The sequence below is a fragment of the Streptosporangium sp. NPDC005286 genome, from assembly GCF_040607515.1.
Classification (GTDB): Bacteria; Actinomycetota; Actinomycetes; order Streptosporangiales; family Streptosporangiaceae; genus Streptosporangium.
Map to the genome: position 1 here is coordinate 24917 of NZ_JBEXGU010000002.1, position 15239 is coordinate 40155.

17 protein-coding genes are annotated in these 15239 nt (G+C 69.4%); 5 read left to right on the plus strand and 12 right to left on the minus strand.

Translation table 11 applies throughout. The features are described from left to right. Window positions 1–344: 344 nt before the first annotated feature. A complete protein-coding gene (locus tag ABZU75_RS01280; RefSeq protein WP_355547870.1) occupies window positions 345–614 on the minus strand; it encodes a helix-turn-helix transcriptional regulator in 270 nt (89 codons plus the stop codon). Window positions 615–701: 87 nt separating this feature from the next. Here ABZU75_RS01280 and map point away from each other — a divergent pair, with 87 nt between their 5' ends. Next, window positions 702–1526 carry a type I methionyl aminopeptidase gene (map, locus tag ABZU75_RS01285; protein ID WP_355547873.1) on the plus strand — a complete coding sequence of 275 codons (825 nt, stop codon included), beginning with the start codon at window positions 702–704 and terminating at the stop codon, window positions 1524–1526. 238 nt (window positions 1527–1764) lie between these two features. On the opposite strand, the gene ABZU75_RS01290 is transcribed toward map, so the two are convergent. Continuing rightward, on the minus strand, window positions 1765–2130 hold the full coding sequence (locus ABZU75_RS01290) for a DUF6461 domain-containing protein (RefSeq protein ID WP_355548248.1): 366 nt from the start codon (window positions 2128–2130) through the stop codon (window positions 1765–1767). Here ABZU75_RS01290 and ABZU75_RS01295 point away from each other — a divergent pair. After that, complete coding sequence (locus tag ABZU75_RS01295) at window positions 2049–2687, plus strand: class I SAM-dependent methyltransferase (RefSeq protein ID WP_355548251.1); 639 nt, start codon at window positions 2049–2051, stop codon at window positions 2685–2687. The genes ABZU75_RS01290 and ABZU75_RS01295 overlap by 82 nt on opposite strands. Window positions 2688–3008: 321 nt before the next feature. Here ABZU75_RS01295 and ABZU75_RS01300 read toward each other — a convergent pair whose 3' ends face one another. From ABZU75_RS01300 to ABZU75_RS01345, 10 genes are all read right to left on the minus strand, one after another. Then, complete coding sequence (locus ABZU75_RS01300; protein WP_355547876.1) at window positions 3009–3950, minus strand: serine hydrolase; 942 nt, start codon at window positions 3948–3950, stop codon at window positions 3009–3011. Between the two features lie 261 nt (window positions 3951–4211). Then, window positions 4212–5444 carry a HAMP domain-containing sensor histidine kinase gene (locus ABZU75_RS01305; protein WP_355547879.1) on the minus strand — a complete coding sequence of 411 codons (1233 nt, stop codon included), beginning with the start codon at window positions 5442–5444 and terminating at the stop codon, window positions 4212–4214. Continuing rightward, window positions 5441–6130 carry a two-component system response regulator CseB gene (gene cseB / locus ABZU75_RS01310; RefSeq protein ID WP_355547882.1) on the minus strand — a complete coding sequence of 230 codons (690 nt, stop codon included), beginning with the start codon at window positions 6128–6130 and terminating at the stop codon, window positions 5441–5443. Before cseB ends, ABZU75_RS01305 begins: the two co-directional genes overlap by 4 nt. A 15-nt stretch (window positions 6131–6145) precedes the next feature. After that, window positions 6146–7321 (minus strand): ABC transporter permease, encoded by a 1176-nt coding sequence (locus ABZU75_RS01315; protein ID WP_355547885.1) that lies wholly within the window; start codon window positions 7319–7321, stop codon window positions 6146–6148. A 2-nt stretch (window positions 7322–7323) separates the two neighbouring features. Continuing rightward, entirely contained in the window at window positions 7324–7998 is a 675-nt protein-coding gene (locus ABZU75_RS01320; RefSeq protein WP_355547888.1) for an ABC transporter ATP-binding protein, read from the minus strand. Then, window positions 7991–9712, minus strand: a complete 1722-nt coding sequence (locus ABZU75_RS01325) for a peptidoglycan-binding protein (protein ID WP_355547891.1) — start codon at window positions 9710–9712, stop codon at window positions 7991–7993. Before ABZU75_RS01325 ends, ABZU75_RS01320 begins: the two co-directional genes overlap by 8 nt. Beyond that, window positions 9712–10497: a hypothetical protein gene (locus ABZU75_RS01330; protein ID WP_355547894.1), complete on the minus strand. Its 786-nt coding sequence runs from the start codon at window positions 10495–10497 to the stop codon at window positions 9712–9714. Before ABZU75_RS01330 ends, ABZU75_RS01325 begins: the two co-directional genes overlap by 1 nt. A gap of 418 nt (window positions 10498–10915) precedes the next feature. Further along, window positions 10916–12130: a sigma-70 family RNA polymerase sigma factor gene (locus ABZU75_RS01335; RefSeq protein ID WP_355547897.1), complete on the minus strand. Its 1215-nt coding sequence runs from the start codon at window positions 12128–12130 to the stop codon at window positions 10916–10918. Beyond that, a complete protein-coding gene (locus ABZU75_RS01340) occupies window positions 12130–12516 on the minus strand; it encodes a YciI family protein (protein ID WP_355547900.1) in 387 nt (128 codons plus the stop codon). The genes ABZU75_RS01335 and ABZU75_RS01340 overlap by 1 nt, the downstream gene beginning before the upstream one ends. Window positions 12517–12633: 117 nt before the next feature. Then, on the minus strand, window positions 12634–13029 hold the full coding sequence (locus ABZU75_RS01345) for a hypothetical protein (RefSeq protein WP_355547903.1): 396 nt from the start codon (window positions 13027–13029) through the stop codon (window positions 12634–12636). Between the two features lie 77 nt (window positions 13030–13106). Here ABZU75_RS01345 and ABZU75_RS01350 point away from each other — a divergent pair, with 77 nt between their 5' ends. Genes ABZU75_RS01350 through ABZU75_RS01360 form a run of 3 tightly spaced genes read left to right on the plus strand, consistent with a single transcriptional unit; the run spans window position 13107 to window position 15215 of the window. Then, window positions 13107–13724, plus strand: a complete 618-nt coding sequence (locus ABZU75_RS01350) for a TetR/AcrR family transcriptional regulator (RefSeq protein ID WP_355547906.1) — start codon at window positions 13107–13109, stop codon at window positions 13722–13724. A gap of 11 nt (window positions 13725–13735) precedes the next feature. Then, window positions 13736–13924, plus strand: coding sequence for a ferredoxin (locus ABZU75_RS01355; protein ID WP_355547909.1), 189 nt, complete (start codon window positions 13736–13738; stop codon window positions 13922–13924). 1 nt (window position 13925) lies between these two features. Next, a complete protein-coding gene (locus ABZU75_RS01360) occupies window positions 13926–15215 on the plus strand; it encodes a cytochrome P450 (RefSeq protein WP_355547912.1) in 1290 nt (429 codons plus the stop codon). Window positions 15216–15239: the final 24 nt, after the last annotated feature.

Here is a 15239-nt window from a genome sequence, read left to right on the forward strand (position 1 = left end):
GTTCCCCTTGTATGGTCTGGCGCGGATCCCGGGAACCGGCGTGGGGACGACTCCGCACCGGGCTCTCCGTTGGTGTCTGGCGTCGCCGAACATGACAGCGAGGCTTGAGTCCGGCCTGGGCACTGTCATTTTGGTCAGCATCTAATCAGGACGCCCGAACGACATTCAAAGTGACAGTGCGATCCGAGCATGGTTCGTGTGACTACAAGCGATATCTGTCATCAGAAGGTCACTGCGACATGGGATTCTGCTCATCGTTTCCAGCGATGGTCGGCGCCAGGTACAGGTACTACTTGTCACTTTGCGATGGTGCCGGCCAGTTCCGTGGACGGGTGGAGCAGCGGCTACAAGACGGCTTCCAGCGGTAGGTAGCTGCCGCGCCAGGTGGCTGCCAACTCCTGAACCGGCAGGTTGAGTGCCTCACCGAGGCAGACGATCGTGCCGAATCCGGGAGAGGGTAGTCGTCCGGTCTCGATCTTGCGCAGGGTTTCCGGCGAGATGCCGGCCGCGTGCGCGACTTCCGCTAGGTCGCGTCCCGCTCGCGCGTGGCGCAGCAGGGCGCCGAGACGCCTGCCGGCTTCGATCTGCTCAGGCGTGAGCGGTTGGCGGACCATGCTCCCAGAATAGGGTTGGTATTACTATACCGGCAAGTGTTAAGGTTCCGGTATAACTATACCAACACCCTGTGACGCGAGGTAATCGTGATTGAACTGAAGACGCCTGCGGAGATCCAACGCATGCACGTGGCCGGACGTTTCGTCGCCGAGGTGCTCTCCGAGGTCGGCCGGCTCGCCGACGTGGGCGTCAACCTCCTGGACCTGGAGCACCACGTGCGCGGCATGATCAAACGGCGCGGGGCGGAGTCGTGCTACTGGGACTATGCGCCGTCCTTCGGACGCGGCCCGTTCCGCAACGTCATCTGCCTGTCGGTCAACGACGCCGTCCTGCACGGCCTACCCCACGACTACACGCTGCGTGACGGCGACGTACTCAGCGCGGACCTCGCGGTCAGCGTAGACGGCTGGGTGGCCGACTCGGCGCGCACGGTCGTCGTTGGCACTGCTGCCGAGGAGGACCTGCGGATCATCCGTGCCACCGAGGAAGCGTTGGAGGCGGCGATCGAGGTGGCGCGTCCGGGCAATCGCCTGGGTGACATCTCGGCGGCCATCTGGGCGGTAGCCCACGACTACGGCTATCCGGTCAACAACGAGTTCGGTGGCCACGGCATTGGCCGCACCATGCACGAGGGGCCCCACGTTTCGAACAAGGGCCGGGCAGGGCGCGGCCTTACGCTCCGGCCGGGCCTGACCCTCGCGCTCGAACCCTGGTTTGCCCGCACGACCGACCGGATCGTCTACGACGCCGACGGCTGGACCATCCGGTCGGCCGACGGCTCACGCACGGCCCACTCCGAGCACACGGTCGCCATCACCGAGGACGCCCCCTTGGTGCTCACCCGGCGTGAACCGGAGGACCCCGTAACGAGGGGTGATTCCGCCAGTCGTCTATCCACAAAAGGCGCCTAGCACGCCAACGGCAGATGCTTGGTCCGTAGCGGATCACAGGTACCAACCGGGCTCAGCGCCGAACAGATCCACTAGGACGAAAAGACTGGCTGGGCACGCGTCCCGACTACATCTGGTGACAACTGGCGCTGGTAGATGACAACTATCGTCTGCCGTCACAGTTCGGAGGGGCTCTGTGGCGAGGTGAGGGCATCGCCGCATCACCACCGCTTCTGGCCCGTTTCGACGCTGGGGTGGGTCAGAAATGGGCACCAGGTATAGCGGCGCCGAGAATGGGGCGGCGGAGGTGTTGTGGGCTGATCATGACGCCGGTGATTCGGCTGGCGAGTGCCAGGGCCGCCGGGATGGAGTTGTCGATGTGGTCGCCGGCGGCCGGATCGATGCCCAGCTCACGGAGGTGACGATTGAGCCGGTCGGGATCCGCGCCCTGCCTGTCAATGGGAAACGCCGGGTTGATGTCGGTGATGAGCCGGCCGTCGACGGCATAGGTGACATGGTGCTGGGCGTAGTCATGCCGCTGCACTGTCACCACCTCACCGCCGTCGCGAGACAGGTTGGACAGGGCCTGCCACTGCGCGCGCCAGCCGCAGTCCTCGATCGAGATGGTCCAATCCCCATCCGCAGCTCGTCGCCGAGGTGGCCGGACTGACCCCCGGTACCGCGCTCGACGTCGGCTGCGGTGAGGGCGGCGATGTGATCTGGCTGGCTCGCCAGGGCTGGACAGTCACCGGCGCGGATTTCTCCGTCAACGGCCTGGCACGCGCCGCCCGGCACGCCGAGCAAGCCGGAATCGCCGATCAGGTTGACTGGTGGCGGGTCGACGCACGGACCATCGCGGTGGCCGGGCGGTCATACGATCTGGTGACCAGCCACTATCTGCACGCGCCGGACGGCGGGATGATGGACGTGACCCGCCGGCTGGCCGACGCCGTCGCGCCCGGCGGATATCTCCTCGTCGTCGGCCACGCACCCTCCGTGGAGCTCACACACTTGACCGCGAGCCAGCGCAGGGCCATGTTTCTTGCCGAAGAGTTGCTGCCCGGCCTACCGGAAGACTTCGAGGCCCTCGTGGTCGAGCAGCGGCCACGGAAGATGACCCGCGACGGAACGTCTATCAACGCTCACGACTCCACGCTGCTTGCTCGCCGTCGGCTTAGCTGAAGCGTTTTGCAGAAGACCGCCGGAAGGCGTACTGAGCTGGGTTGTCAGCGGGTTGGCTATAGGTCGTGCATCCGGGCGACGGCTTGGACGGCGTGATGGAGGCCCTCGCCGCGAAGCGGCCTCCGGGGAGGATGAGTGCAGAAATTAGGCTAAGCAACAGTTCTTGAGTTGAGTTCGCTGGATCGATCGCGGCTGACGGACCTCTCGACGGCCCACTGGCGCGGCGGCCGCGGTTTGCCTACTTGTCTTACGTGACTTAACGACCTTCAAGCGGCTGACCGGCTGGTTCGCTTGACTACCCCAGATAACTGCCGGGACGGGTCACCGGTGAGCGGGGCCGATCGCTTCGGCAGGGCGAGGAGTGGTGGGGCGGGGCTCTGGCAGGAGTGCCGCCGGCCGCTTGAGCAGCCACCGTTCGACCGCCGCGCTCATCTTCCCGCCCGCCTCTAGCGCCGCCGCCTTGGCGGCGACCGGGTTGGTGTTCGCCACCTGGCCGAGGATCACCCCGAACACCAGGCGGCCTCGTACGCGGGAGGCCCACATCAGGTTGCCGCCCGCGACGGTGCCGGAGCCGGTCTTGATGCCGATGACGCCGTGCTTGTTCAGCAGCGTGTTGGTGTTGGGCAGCCTTCTCGCGTCGCCGGGCACGGCCGTGTCAGCCTGTGCCACCACCTCACGGAAGACCGGGTCGCGCATGGCTTCCTTGGCCAGCTTGAGCTGGTCGGCCGCGGTGCTGACGGTGCTGTCCTCGTTGCCGCTGGCGCCCGTGTACGTGGTGGCGGCCATGCCCAGGCGGTGGGCGGTGGCGTTCATCCGCTCTACGAAGCGCTCCTGGGAACCGGAGTCCCAGCGGGCCAGGAGGCGGGCCACGTTGTTGCCCGAGGGCACCATCATCAGCTCCAGCAGACGGCGCAGCCGTAGCCGCTCGCCCTCCCTGACCGGGGCGGTGGACTCCTGCGGTGTGTAGGACTCGTCGGCGGCCGTACGGTCCACGGTGATAGGCGGGCCGTCGTCGCCGAGCCGGAGCGGATGGCGGCGCAGGATCACGTAGGCGGTCATGACCTTGGTCACGCTGGCGATGGGCAGCGGCTCAGGGTCGCCGCTGGCGCCCAGGCTGCCCACGCCCTCCACCTCGACCGCCGCCTGGCCCTCGGCCGGCCACGGCAGGGGCACGTCGGACACGGTGGCCCCGGAGACGGACGGTACGGTTCCGCAGCCGGACAGGGCGCTCGCCAGCAGGAGGAGCACGAAGGAACGTCGCATGCCGAACACGGTGGGCCACCCACGTGTCCGTCCGGCCGTGGCCGTGTCTCCGTACGGGCTTGACCGTGTATCAACCGTGCATCGGGCCGGCCATCTGGTGGGGTGTCGACGGCGCCGCAGTCGCCACCCCACCAGCACTGGGGTGTCGACCGGTTTGGCCACTTAGTCGTCACCGCCGGCCACCACATCCAGCGAGTCGCCGCGTGCCGACATCATCAGGATCGGCCACCTTGAGTGGGTCGCTGCGATCCGCTGGGCACCTCAGTTGGGCAGGGTGATGGCGACGCTCGCACCACCGTTGACCGGGTTGGCGAACTGGAGGCTTGCCCCGATGATGCGGGCGTGGCCGAGCACGATGGTCAGGCCGAGCCCGTGCCCGCGGCCGCGCTCGGTCCGTCCGGTGTGGAAGCGCTGCGCCTGTCCCTTGTTCAGGTTCGCAAGCAGGTCAGGCGGGAAACCTGGCCCATGATCGCGGATGACGATCTGGCGGGAGCGCACGGTGATCATTACCGGGGCGGCGCCGTGTGTGCGGGCGTTGAGGAGCAGGTTGGCGACGATGCGCTCCAGGCGGCGCGCATCGGTGACGGCTGTCGTGTCGCCCTGGTCGCCGACGATATGCAGGTCGGCGGGCACGTCGACACGGTGCAGCGACTCGCGTACCAGGTCGGCCAGCGGCACCGACTGCCGATCCGGTTGTTCGCCGGTGGCGTCCAGGTGGGAGATTTCCAGCAGATCGTCGACCAGGCCGCGCAGCACGCCGATTCGGTCGCGGACCATGTCGGTGGCCTGCCCGTCGGGCAGCAACTGGCTGGCGGTCAGCAGCCCCATCAGTGGGGTACGCAGATCGTGCGCGACGTCGGCCGTGAAGCGCTGCTCGGCCAGCAGCCGCCGCTGCAGGCTGGCGGCCATGGAGTTGAGCCCGGCGCCGATCTCGGCGATCTCGTCCCGGCCGCCCGCATCGGTGCGAGCGGCCAGGTTGCCGTCGGCGATCTCGCGGGCGGTGCGGGCCATGCGCCGAAGCCGCCGGTTGGGGAGCTCGGCCGCCAGCACCGACAGCGGTACCACCCCCGACAGGGCGAGCAGTCCGGCTTTGGCCATGTTGCGGTCCAGCGCGTACAGGCTGCGCAGTTCCGAGCCCATCGAGATCTGTACGCTCACCGCCTGGCGGCCGTCGCTGCCATACGGTTGGGCAGCCCACATCCACGGCTCGTCCCGGTGATCGAGTCCGTACCAGATCACCGGCCGGCCGGGACGCAGTTGGGCAGCCAGAGCGTCAGGGAGCTCCTCGACGGTCACCACGTCGTCGGGCGTGCCGCCGGGCCGGTCAGCGGGGGCCAGTGACTTGTCGAGGGCCATCTGGGCTCGGGCCTCGCCGATGTCCAGGGCACGCTGCCAGGTCGCCCGGTGAACCAGCAGTCCTATCATGGCGGCGACGACGGTGGAGGCGAGCGTGACGAGGGCGGCGATCTTCCATCGCAGCGAAGCCGGATTCATGTGGCGCTCAATTTGTAGCCGAACCCGCGGACCGTCTCGATGCGCTCGGCGCCGACCTTCTTGCGCAGGCGCTGTACGCACAGGTCGACCACGCGGCTGTCGCCGTCCCATCCGTAGTCCCACACGGTGCGCAGCAGCGTCGCCCGTTCCAGCACGATGCCGGGATGGGCGGCGAACTCCAGCAGCAGCCGCAACTCGGTCGGGCTCAGCTCGACGCGTCGCCCAGCCCGCCGTACCTCCAGCGAACCGGTGTCGATGCTCAGCTCGCCGAAGGTGAGCACTGCGCTCGCGGCGGCCTGCCCGGTCGTGGGCTGGGGCTGAGCGATGGTGGCCCGGCGCAGCAGCGAGCGGATCCTGGCCACCAGCACCGGCAGGTCGACCGGTTTGACCACATAGTCGTCGGCGCCGCCCTCCAGCCCGGCGACGATGTCCAGGCCGTCGCCGCGGGCCGACATCATGAGGATCGGCACCTGACTGGTCTCCCGGATCCTGCGGCACACGCTGATGCCGTCCAGGCTGGGCAGCATCACATCCAGCAGCAGGAGGTCGTGGCCGCCTGTCTGGGCCGCCTCCAGGCCGCTCAGCCCGTCAGCGGCGGTGGTCATTCGGTAGCCGTAGCGTTCCAGGGCCAGGCTGACCGACGTGCGGATCACCGTGTCGTCTTCGACGAGCAGCAGGGATGTCATGAAAATGCACCATATCTACCGAAGTGCGTTGATTGGTTCCATGCGAGCGGCACGCAGGGCCGGGTACAGACCCGCGAGCAGCCCGACGACGGCACCGGCGGCAGGCGCCATGACGGCCAGCCGTACATCCATGACCGGAGTCCACTGCTTGGCAGCGCAGACCGCGACGATCACGACGATCCCTCCGGAAGCGCCGATGATGCCGCCGGTCAGCCCGGTAAGGGTGGACTCCAGCAGGAACTGCGCGGCGATGTGGCGGCGGGCGGCGCCGAGGGCGCGGCGCAGGCCGATCTCGGCGATGCGCTCCATCACGGTCACCAGGGTGACGTTGGCGATGCCGACCGCGCCGACGACCAGGGAGACCAGCCCGAGGATCAGGAAGAGGGCGTTGACGTCGCCTTCCACCGCATCGCGGGCTCTGGTGGGGCTGGGCGGCGAGATGACCTGGAGGAGGGCCTCGTTGCCCGGGCTGAGCGCGGTCGGCGCCTGCTCGGCGATCAGTTCCGCGGCGCCGAGGCCGGTGTTGACCAGGACCCGGGTCACGGTGCTCAGGCCGTAGCGCTTGCCGACGGCCGGTGGCAACAGGACTGCGCTCGCAAGGCTCTTTTCGCGTTTCAGGTCGCCGAGCACGCCGATGACGGTGTACGCCTGGGTGCCGATGAAGACGGCCGGGGCCCGTGTCAGCCGGGTGATGCCCAGCAGCTTGGCCGCGTGCCGGCCCAGCACGACGACCTTGTCCCCGCGGGCGATGTGCCCGGCGTCGAAGTAGCGGCCCTCGATCATTCTGCCTTTGACCGCGGCGGGCAGGCCGGGGCTGCTGGAGAGCACGGTCAGAGTCTGGTCGGTGACCCGGGTCGGGTCCACGATGTCGTTGGAGCGGACGCTGAGATTGGCGCTCTGTTCCGACTCGGCGAGCGCGGCGGCGGAGACCACCCCGCGCAGCCGGGTCACCCGGCTGACGTCGGCCCAATCGACCAGGGGGAATGAGTGCTCCGGGACTTCGATCGTGACGGAGGTGGCGGTCAGCTCGTCGAAGCGGCCGACGATCTGGTTGCCCGCCGTCGCGGCGACGCCCAGAGTGACCACGAGCGTGGTGATGCCCAGCACGGTGCCCAGGGTGGTCAGCGCCGAGCGCATCGGGCGGGCAAGCAGGCCCGCCATGGCCTCGTTCAGCAGGTCGCGCGGGTGCACATCTACTCCTCCGTGAGGACGCCGTCGGTGATGCGCACCCGGCGTCCGGCCCGGTCGCTCACGTCGTTCTCGTGAGTGATGACCACGATGGTCATCCCCTGGGCGCGCAGTTCGTCGAACAGGTCGAGCACGGCGTCGGTGTTCTTGCTGTCGAGGTTGCCGGTGGGTTCGTCGCACAGCAGCAGCGACGGTTCGCCCATGAGGGCGCGGGCGATGGCGGCGCGCTGCCGCTCGCCGCCGGACAGCCTGCCGGGCAGGAAGTCCACCCGGTGCGACAGCCGTACCCGCTCCAGAGCCCGCAGCGCACGCTCGCGCCGCCCCTTGCGAGCCCCTCTGCCGTAGACCTCGGCCAGCATCACGTTCTCCAGCACGCTGCGGTGCGGCAACAGGTGGAAGGACTGGAAGACGAAGCCGATACGGCTGCCGCGGATGGTGGTCCGCACGCTGTCCTTCAGTGAGATGGTCTCGATGCCGTCGAGCCGGTAGCTGCCGCCGGTCGGCCGGTCGAGCAGGCCGAGTGTGTTGAGCAGGGTGGACTTCCCGGATCCGGAAGGGCCGACGATGGCCACGTAGTCCGATTTTTCAACTCTTAGGTTGACGGCGGAGAGCGCCCGGACGGGAGGATCGGTGGGGAACTCCTTGGTCAGGTCGTGGAGCAGGATGACCGGCTCAGGCACTGTTGATCACCACCATGTCGCCCGGCTTGAGGTCGCCGGCCACCTCCACGGCTCCGTCGGCGGACAGGCCGGTGCGTACCTCGACCTCCTTGGTCTGGTCGGGCGCGATCTCCACCTGCACCCGGGCCTTGCCGTCCGCGGCGGTGACGACTGCCGCGGCGGGGACCACGAGCACCTCCTGGTCGGTGGCTCCGATGGTGACGCGAACCGTGACGGGCGCGCCGGCGAGCTTCTTGAGGCTCCTCATCGAGGCAGGAGTGATCATCACCGGCACGGCGCCCTTCGCGTCACGTCCGCCGAGGGAGGTCACCGTGCCGGGGACGGTCTTGCCGGCCTCGGTTTCGATGCTCGCGTTCAGACCCGTCTTCAGCCGCTCGGCCTCAGCCACGTCCACCGAGCCTGAGACCACGAAGGTGGAGCTGGTCACCGTGGCGATCGACTTGTCCGCCAGCTCGCCCGCCTTGACGGTCGACTTGTGCAGGCGGGCGGGCAGCTTGGGCAGGAAGACGACCTCTCCCGGCGGGACGGTGGTGCCGTAGGTCCGGGAGAACTCGGCCAGCAGCGCTCGTGCCGTGGCCAGGTCACTCTGGGCGTTGGCCACCTTCAGCTTGGCGGGCGAGAGCTGCCTGGCCTGCCTGAGCGCCTGCTCGGCGGTGACGACGGCCTCGCGCGCTACCCGGACGTTCTTCGTCAGCTCGGTCAGCCGCTTGGCCCGCGCGGTCCCGGCCTCCTCCAGTACGCGCTCCAGCGCCGACCTGGCGGCGGCCAGATCCGCCCTGGCGTTGGCGACCCGGAGTTCGAGCAGGCGGGTGTCGGCAGGCGGCCCGGCCGTGGCATCGGCAGTGGGGCCTGCGGTGGGGCTGGAGCTGAGGCTGGGCGCGGGGGCGGGCGTCGCGGTGGCCTGGGCGAGCTCCTGCTGGGCCGCCAGCAGCTTCTCACCGGCCGCCCGTACGGCGCTCTCGGCGGCCTCGACCTTGGCCTCGTCCTCGGTGGTGTGCTCCTGTGCCCACGCGCTCTTCAGCGCCTGTTCGGCCTCCTTCAGATCCTGCCGGGCGTTGGCGAGCCTGACTTTCAGCGGGAGCACATCCTTGCCCTGGTCAAGGGCCTTACGCTCGGTCGCGAACACTTCCCGCGCGGCCCGTACGGCCCGGTGCAGGTCGTCGCGCCTCTGCCGCAGTTCCAAGGTGGGTTGCTGCGCCTCATAGCCCCGCTTGGCGTAGAAGCGCGACACCGCGGCGATGGTCGCCTGGTCGAACACGCCGGTCGCGGGCGCGCGGTAGCCGAGCCTGCGCAGCGCCTTCTGCAGCTGCTTGACATCGGCCCCCTTGGCGCCGGAGACGATGCTGCGGTGCATCGGCACCGTGCCGGAGAAGACGAACACCGGGCGCCCGTTCACCTCCATCAGCACCGCGCCCTCCGCGAGGGTGCCCCGCCGGGGAGCGCGGGTAGCGCGCTGAGCGGTTTCGCTGCCGCCCACCACTCCGGCCAGCGACACCGGATACGGCGAGCCGTACTCCAGCGCGCCGCTGACCACTACGGTGGCGACCAGCTTGCGCCGCTCGACCGCGGCGGTGACCAGCGACGGTTTGGGCGGCTTGCGTGCCGCCGCCTCGTCGGCCGGGGAACGCAGCAGAGTGCCCACTCCCCAGCCGGTCCCCGCGACCACCAAGACCACGGCCAGCACGAGCAGCAGCTTGCCACGAGGGGTACGCATCACCGCTCTTGGAACCCGTACTTCGCCCTGGCCTCGTTGGTGAGCCGCTTTTGCAGGGGGACGAAGGCGGCGTAGAAGTCCTTGCCGCACTCCAGGTCGACCAGCGCCGACTTGATCTCCTTGGCGAGATACGGCCTGGCCGCCTCCGCCGTGACCTTGCCCGCCTTGCCGAGTTGGTCGGCCTGCCCGCTCCACACCTCCCAGCCGCGAACACTCAGCGCGAGCGGCTTCGCGGAGGTCACCCGCTCGCCTTTGGACTTCAGGCACTCGGCGAACGGCGCGGCGAGCTCCAGGAGCTTGGGGTCGCCGTCGAGAACCTTGTCGATGTTCTCGATCTCCGTGCTCATCTGGTCCTGATAGTCGGCGACCGAGGTGACTTTCAGGCCGTCCACCTGCTGGAGGGCGTTGACCCGACACTCGTTCATGGTCTTGAGGTAGGCGTCCCGCTTGGCGCCGGAGAGGCCGTCGATCGTCGCCTTGTTGGGGTCCGGCGCCTGCGTTTCCGGCGGCTTCGGATAGACGACGGCGGAGAAGACGCCGAAGCCGTCCTTGCTGCGGGCCGCCTTCATCGCCGCGTAGTCAGCGGGGTTCGCATCGGACTGCTTGGGCCGGCTGACCGAGGGGGTGTAGGAGAAACCCTTCTGCTTCATGCAGGTGGCGATGACAGTCTCCCGCTCGCGGACCTTGTCCATCGTGGCACCGCCGCTGTCTGCCGCGGGGGTTGAGGCTCCCCCGCAGCCGGTCAACACCGTTAGACCGAGCAGACCGCACATCAACACACGCATCAAGGACTCCTTCTCGGTGGGATCACGCCGTTCTTCACGACGCCGTGGCCACTTTGGAGCCCTTTTCCGTCCGCTCTGTATCGACCGGGTATCCGCGGGTGCTCGGCCATGTATCCGCCGTGTATCAACGCCGCGGGCCGCCTCGCGGCCTGCATCCTTGAACGGCGACTCGGCACCGCCGCGCAGTGGTCCGCGTCGGTCAGGTCCGGCTCGACCAACTTGTATGCGCGCAACATCGCGTGGGTGAGCTCGATGGTGCGATGGACCGGCCGACACCGGCCGCCACAACAGCGGGTAGCGCGCGACTCGCGGCGGAAGAGTGCAGTCGAACTCGCCGTCTCGGCGGGCGGTGAAATACTCCCTCGCGATCGACGGCATCCGGGCCGCGCTCGAATCCGGGCCGGCCGCGCTGGGGAAGTCAGTCCAGCGCGGCCGCCTTGCGCAGCAGCACTGAGCGTTCGCGCTGGTTGGCGCACAGCCGGGCGGCCAGCTCCAGCTCGGCGCGCGCCTCCGGTCGCCGGCCGAGGCGGGCCAGCAGCTCCCCGCGTACGGTCGGAACCAGATGCGAACCGGGGAGCCGGCCCGAGGCGATCAGCTCGTCCACGATGGCCAGGGCCTGCGCCGGACCCGAGGCCATGGCCACGGCAACGGCCCGGTTGAGCTCGACCACCGGCGAGGGTGCGACCCGGCCGAGCGCCTCGTAGAGCAGCACGATCCGGTCCCAGTCGGTCGCCTCGACCGAGGGCGCCGACGCGTGGGCGGCGGCGATCGCGGCCTGCAGGCCGTAGGGGCCGAGGCCGCGGGTCGATGCCCTGGCCAGCGCGGCCAGCCCCCGGCGGATCGCCGAGAAGTCCCACAGCCGCCGGTCCTGGTCCTCGAGCAGGACCGGCGTGCCGTCCGGGCCGGTCCGGGCCGGGAAGCGCGCGGCCGTCAGCTCGCACAACGCGAGCAGGCCGTGCACCTCCGGCTCGTCGGGCTGCAGCGCGGCCAGCGTGCGGGCCAGCCGGATCGCCTCGTACGCAACGTCGGGGCGCAGCAGCCGGTCGCCCGACGTGGCCGTCGACCCCTCGGTGAAGATCACGTAGAGGACTCTGAGCACGCCGCCCAGCCGTTCCCGGCGCTCGCCGGCCGGCGGCAGCTCGAACGGCACCCCGGCCGCCGCGATCGTCTTCTTGCCCCGGGTGATGCGGGCCTGCACGGTCGGCACGGGTACCAGGAACGCGCGGGCGATCTCCTCGCTGGACAGGCCGCCGACCACGCGCAGGGTCAGCGCCACCCGGGCCTCGCGGGAGAGCACCGGGTGGCAGCTGACGAACATCAGCGCCAGGACGTCGTCGTCGATCTTGTCGGGGTCGATTTCCTGGTCGACCGCGGGGGCGGCCGCCAGCAGGGCATATCGGTCCTGGAGGGCGGTCCGGCGGCGGATCGCGTCGATCGCCCGCCGCCGGGCCGTGGCCATCAGCCAGCCGGCCGGATTGGCCGGAGAGGCACGCGGCCACGACACCAGCGCCTCAGCCACCGCCTCCTGGGCCGCGTCCTCGGCCAACCCGAAATCGCCGGTGAACCGGGTCAGCGCGGCGACGATCCGGGCCGACTCGATCCGCCAGACGGCCTCGACGTCGGCCGTACCCATCAGATCTGGCCGTTGTTCTCGCTGCCCTGCGGGACCTCGTCGGCCTCGGCCACCCGCCGGACCTCGATCTTGGACCCGCGGACCGCCGGGACCCGCTTGGCCCACTCGACCGCCTCCTGTTTCGTGGCGACATCGAGCAGGAAGTAGCCACCGAACAGTTCCCTGGTCTCGCCGTACGGCCCGTCCGTGACCACCGGCGCCTCGCCGCTGAAGTCGACCACGACGCCCTGGCCCGGATCGTCCAGCCCTTCGGCCGCGACGAGAACCTCGGCCTTCATCATGTCCTCGATGAACCGGCGGGTCGTGGCCATCATCTCGTCGAGATCAGCCATCATGGCCGCGTTCGTCTCATCGGTGCCTCGCATGATCAGCAGGTATTTCGGCATCGCGTTCTCCTCGTCCGGCGGGGCCGCCCCTCGGCCCTCGCCCCCATACGTCGAACGAGCGGCCCGCTGATCGACACGGCCCCGGAGAAATCTTTCGCCGCGACGCGGCCGATCCCGTCAGACCGGCCCCTGAGCGATGGCTGACGCGGACGCCCTGCTGATGATGATGCTGATCAGCTTAGTAGCGCTGTTGACCGGGATGCCCTCGCACGACGGGTCTTCGGCGGCCATGCGCAGCAGGACCGCGCCGGGGATGTCGACGTTGCACTGCGACCCGGGCGCCTGCGACGCCACCTCCGGGTCGGCGAAGGTGAGGATGCGCGGCTGGCCGTCGCCGTGGGTGGTCTGGCTGGCCGAGAAGCCCTCGCCGACCCGGCCGTCGGGCTCCAGCAAGCCGACCCCGATGATCCCGATCACCGAATTCCGGAACATCTCGACGAACGCCGCGTAGGTCTTCGCGGTGTTGGCTTGCACGTGCGCGTCCATGACATCGGACAGAGGGGTGTCGGTCACGGGCAGGAGCGGTAGAGGGGCTAGGGCTGCAGGACAAGGCTCTTGACGAATTAAATGAATGCTCTTTTGCTTCCTGTATGGGGCGCATCGCGGGTGTCACCGCCGCCGAGACCCGGGAGCGGTTGCTGGACGCGGCGGCGGAGGTCTTCGCCAAGCGTGGGTACGACGGCACGCGGGTGGCCGACATCGCCGCGGCCGCGGGAGTGAGCAACGGCGCGTTGTACGCGCACTTCGGCTCGAAGGCCGAGTTGCTCGTGACCGCGCTGCGCGCGCACGGGCCACAGTTGCTCGCCGACCTGTTCGCCGCCGACCCCGACCGGTCGATCACGGATCTGCTGCTCGTCATCGGCCGCTGGCTGCCTCGCCGGCGCGACGTCCGCGGCGCCCTCATCGTCGAGGCGCTGGTCGCCGCCCGTCGTGACGAGGACGTCGCCCGGCCGATGCGTGACTACGTCGGTGAACGCGCTGACTGGCTCGCCGGGCTGGTGCGCGTCGCCCAGAACGACGGCGAGCTCGACCCCACGCTGTCGCCGAACGCGCTCGCCCACTTCTGCCTGCTGCTCGCGATGGGCAGCGCGCTCGTCCCACCCGGTCTGCACGGGGTCGACGACGCGGAGTGGAGCACGCTGCTCGCCCGAGTCGTGGCAGGCCTCGCCCCTGCTGACGACACCCCCGCACAGAGCGGAGCACCGTAGTGATAGTCCAGATGAATTCTGAAAAATGCCAGGGACATGGCCGCTGCTACGACCTCGCCCCCACCCTGTTCACCGAGGACGAGGAGGGCTACGGGCAGGTCATCGCGGACGGCGTCGTGCCGCCGGGAGATGAGCACGTGGCCCACCTGGCCGTGTCCAACTGCCCCGAACGAGCGATCGACATCGTGCAGGAGGCGTGACATGACCGGAGACGACCGCTTCACCCGAGACTTCCGGGAATCGCGGGCAGACCAGCCCCTCGGCACCCGCAACGAGATCATCACCGGTCCGGTCTCGGATTGGGCGACCGACTTCTCCCACCTGGAGCCCGAGTGGGCCGCCGACCCGTACCCCATCCAGGACGACCTGCGGCAGCGCTGCCCGATCGCGCACACCGACCGGTTCGGCGGCGGCTGGCTGCCCACCCGCTACGAGGACGTCGCCGCGATCGCCTACGACACCGAGCACTTCTCCTCACGGTCGATCATCATGAGCAACTTCCGGCCGCCCCGGGAGGTGGCGCCGGTGGGTGGCACGCCGCCGATCTCCTCCGATCCGCCGTTCCACCACGACGCGCGCAGACTGCTGCTCCCGGCGTTCACCAAGAGCGCGGTCGCCAAGCGGGAGCAGGCGACGAGAGCGCTGTGCCACTCGCTCATCGACGCGTTCGAGGGGCAGCCCACCGTCGACGCCGCCCGTGACTACGCCCAGTACATCCCGATGCGGGTCATCGCCGACATGCTCGGCTTCCCACCCGAGGACGGGCCACGGTTCCGCGAATTCGTGGAGAACACGCTCGAAGGCGTCAACCTGCCGCCGGAGGAGCGCATGGCGCGGATGGGGAGTCTGTTCGACTACCTGCTCGCGCAGGTCCGCGACCACGTCGACGACCCGCGTGACGACCTGACGACCTACCTCGTCAATGCCGAGCTGTACGGCCGCAAACTCGACCCGTCGCACGTGGCCGGCACGATGGCCCTGCTGCTCATCGCGGGCATCGACACGACCTGGAGCGCGATCGGCGCGTCGCTGTGGCATCTCGCGAAGACCCCGGCCGACCGTGAGCGCCTGGTCGACGAGCCCGCGCTGCTGCCGACCGCGATGGAGGAGTTCCTTCGGGTCTACGCGCCGGTCACGATGGCCCGGCTGGTCAAGGAGGACACGCACTGGAACGGCGTCGACATGAAGGCGGACGACTGGATCCTGCTGTCGTTCCCGGCGGCCAACCGGGACCCGGCGCAGTTCGAGCGGGCGGACGAGGTCGTCATCGATCGCGAGGTCAACCGGCACGCCGCGTTCGGCCTCGGCATCCACCGCTGCGTGGGCTCGCATCTCGCGCGGATGGAGCTGCGGGTCGCCCTGGAGGTCTGGCTTGAGCGGATCCCGAACTTCGGCCTGCACGACCCGGCGGCCGTGACCTGGTCCACCGGCCAGGTCCGCGGACCTCGAACCCTCCCGCTCGACATCGACCGGGTCCGGCCTCCGGGGTGAACCGTCCGTGCGGGATCGGAGCGG

Coding starts and splice junctions, on each gene's coding strand:
- ABZU75_RS01280 (WP_355547870.1), bottom strand. CDS start 614: ATGGTCCGCCAACCGCTCACGCCTGAGCAGATCGAAGCCGGCAGGCGT.
- ABZU75_RS01300 (WP_355547876.1), bottom strand. CDS start 3,950: ATGCGACGTTCCTTCGTGCTCCTCCTGCTGGCGAGCGCCCTGTCCGGC.
- ABZU75_RS01305 (WP_355547879.1), bottom strand. CDS start 5,444: ATGAATCCGGCTTCGCTGCGATGGAAGATCGCCGCCCTCGTCACGCTC.
- cseB (WP_355547882.1), bottom strand. CDS start 6,130: ATGACATCCCTGCTGCTCGTCGAAGACGACACGGTGATCCGCACGTCG.
- ABZU75_RS01325 (WP_355547891.1), bottom strand. CDS start 9,712: ATGCGTACCCCTCGTGGCAAGCTGCTGCTCGTGCTGGCCGTGGTCTTG.
- ABZU75_RS01330 (WP_355547894.1), bottom strand. CDS start 10,497: ATGCGTGTGTTGATGTGCGGTCTGCTCGGTCTAACGGTGTTGACCGGC.
- ABZU75_RS01335 (WP_355547897.1), bottom strand. CDS start 12,130: ATGGGTACGGCCGACGTCGAGGCCGTCTGGCGGATCGAGTCGGCCCGG.
- ABZU75_RS01340 (WP_355547900.1), bottom strand. CDS start 12,516: ATGCCGAAATACCTGCTGATCATGCGAGGCACCGATGAGACGAACGCG.
- ABZU75_RS01350 (WP_355547906.1), top strand. CDS start 13,107: ATGGGGCGCATCGCGGGTGTCACCGCCGCCGAGACCCGGGAGCGGTTG.
- ABZU75_RS01355 (WP_355547909.1), top strand. CDS start 13,736: ATGAATTCTGAAAAATGCCAGGGACATGGCCGCTGCTACGACCTCGCC.
- ABZU75_RS01360 (WP_355547912.1), top strand. CDS start 13,926: ATGACCGGAGACGACCGCTTCACCCGAGACTTCCGGGAATCGCGGGCA.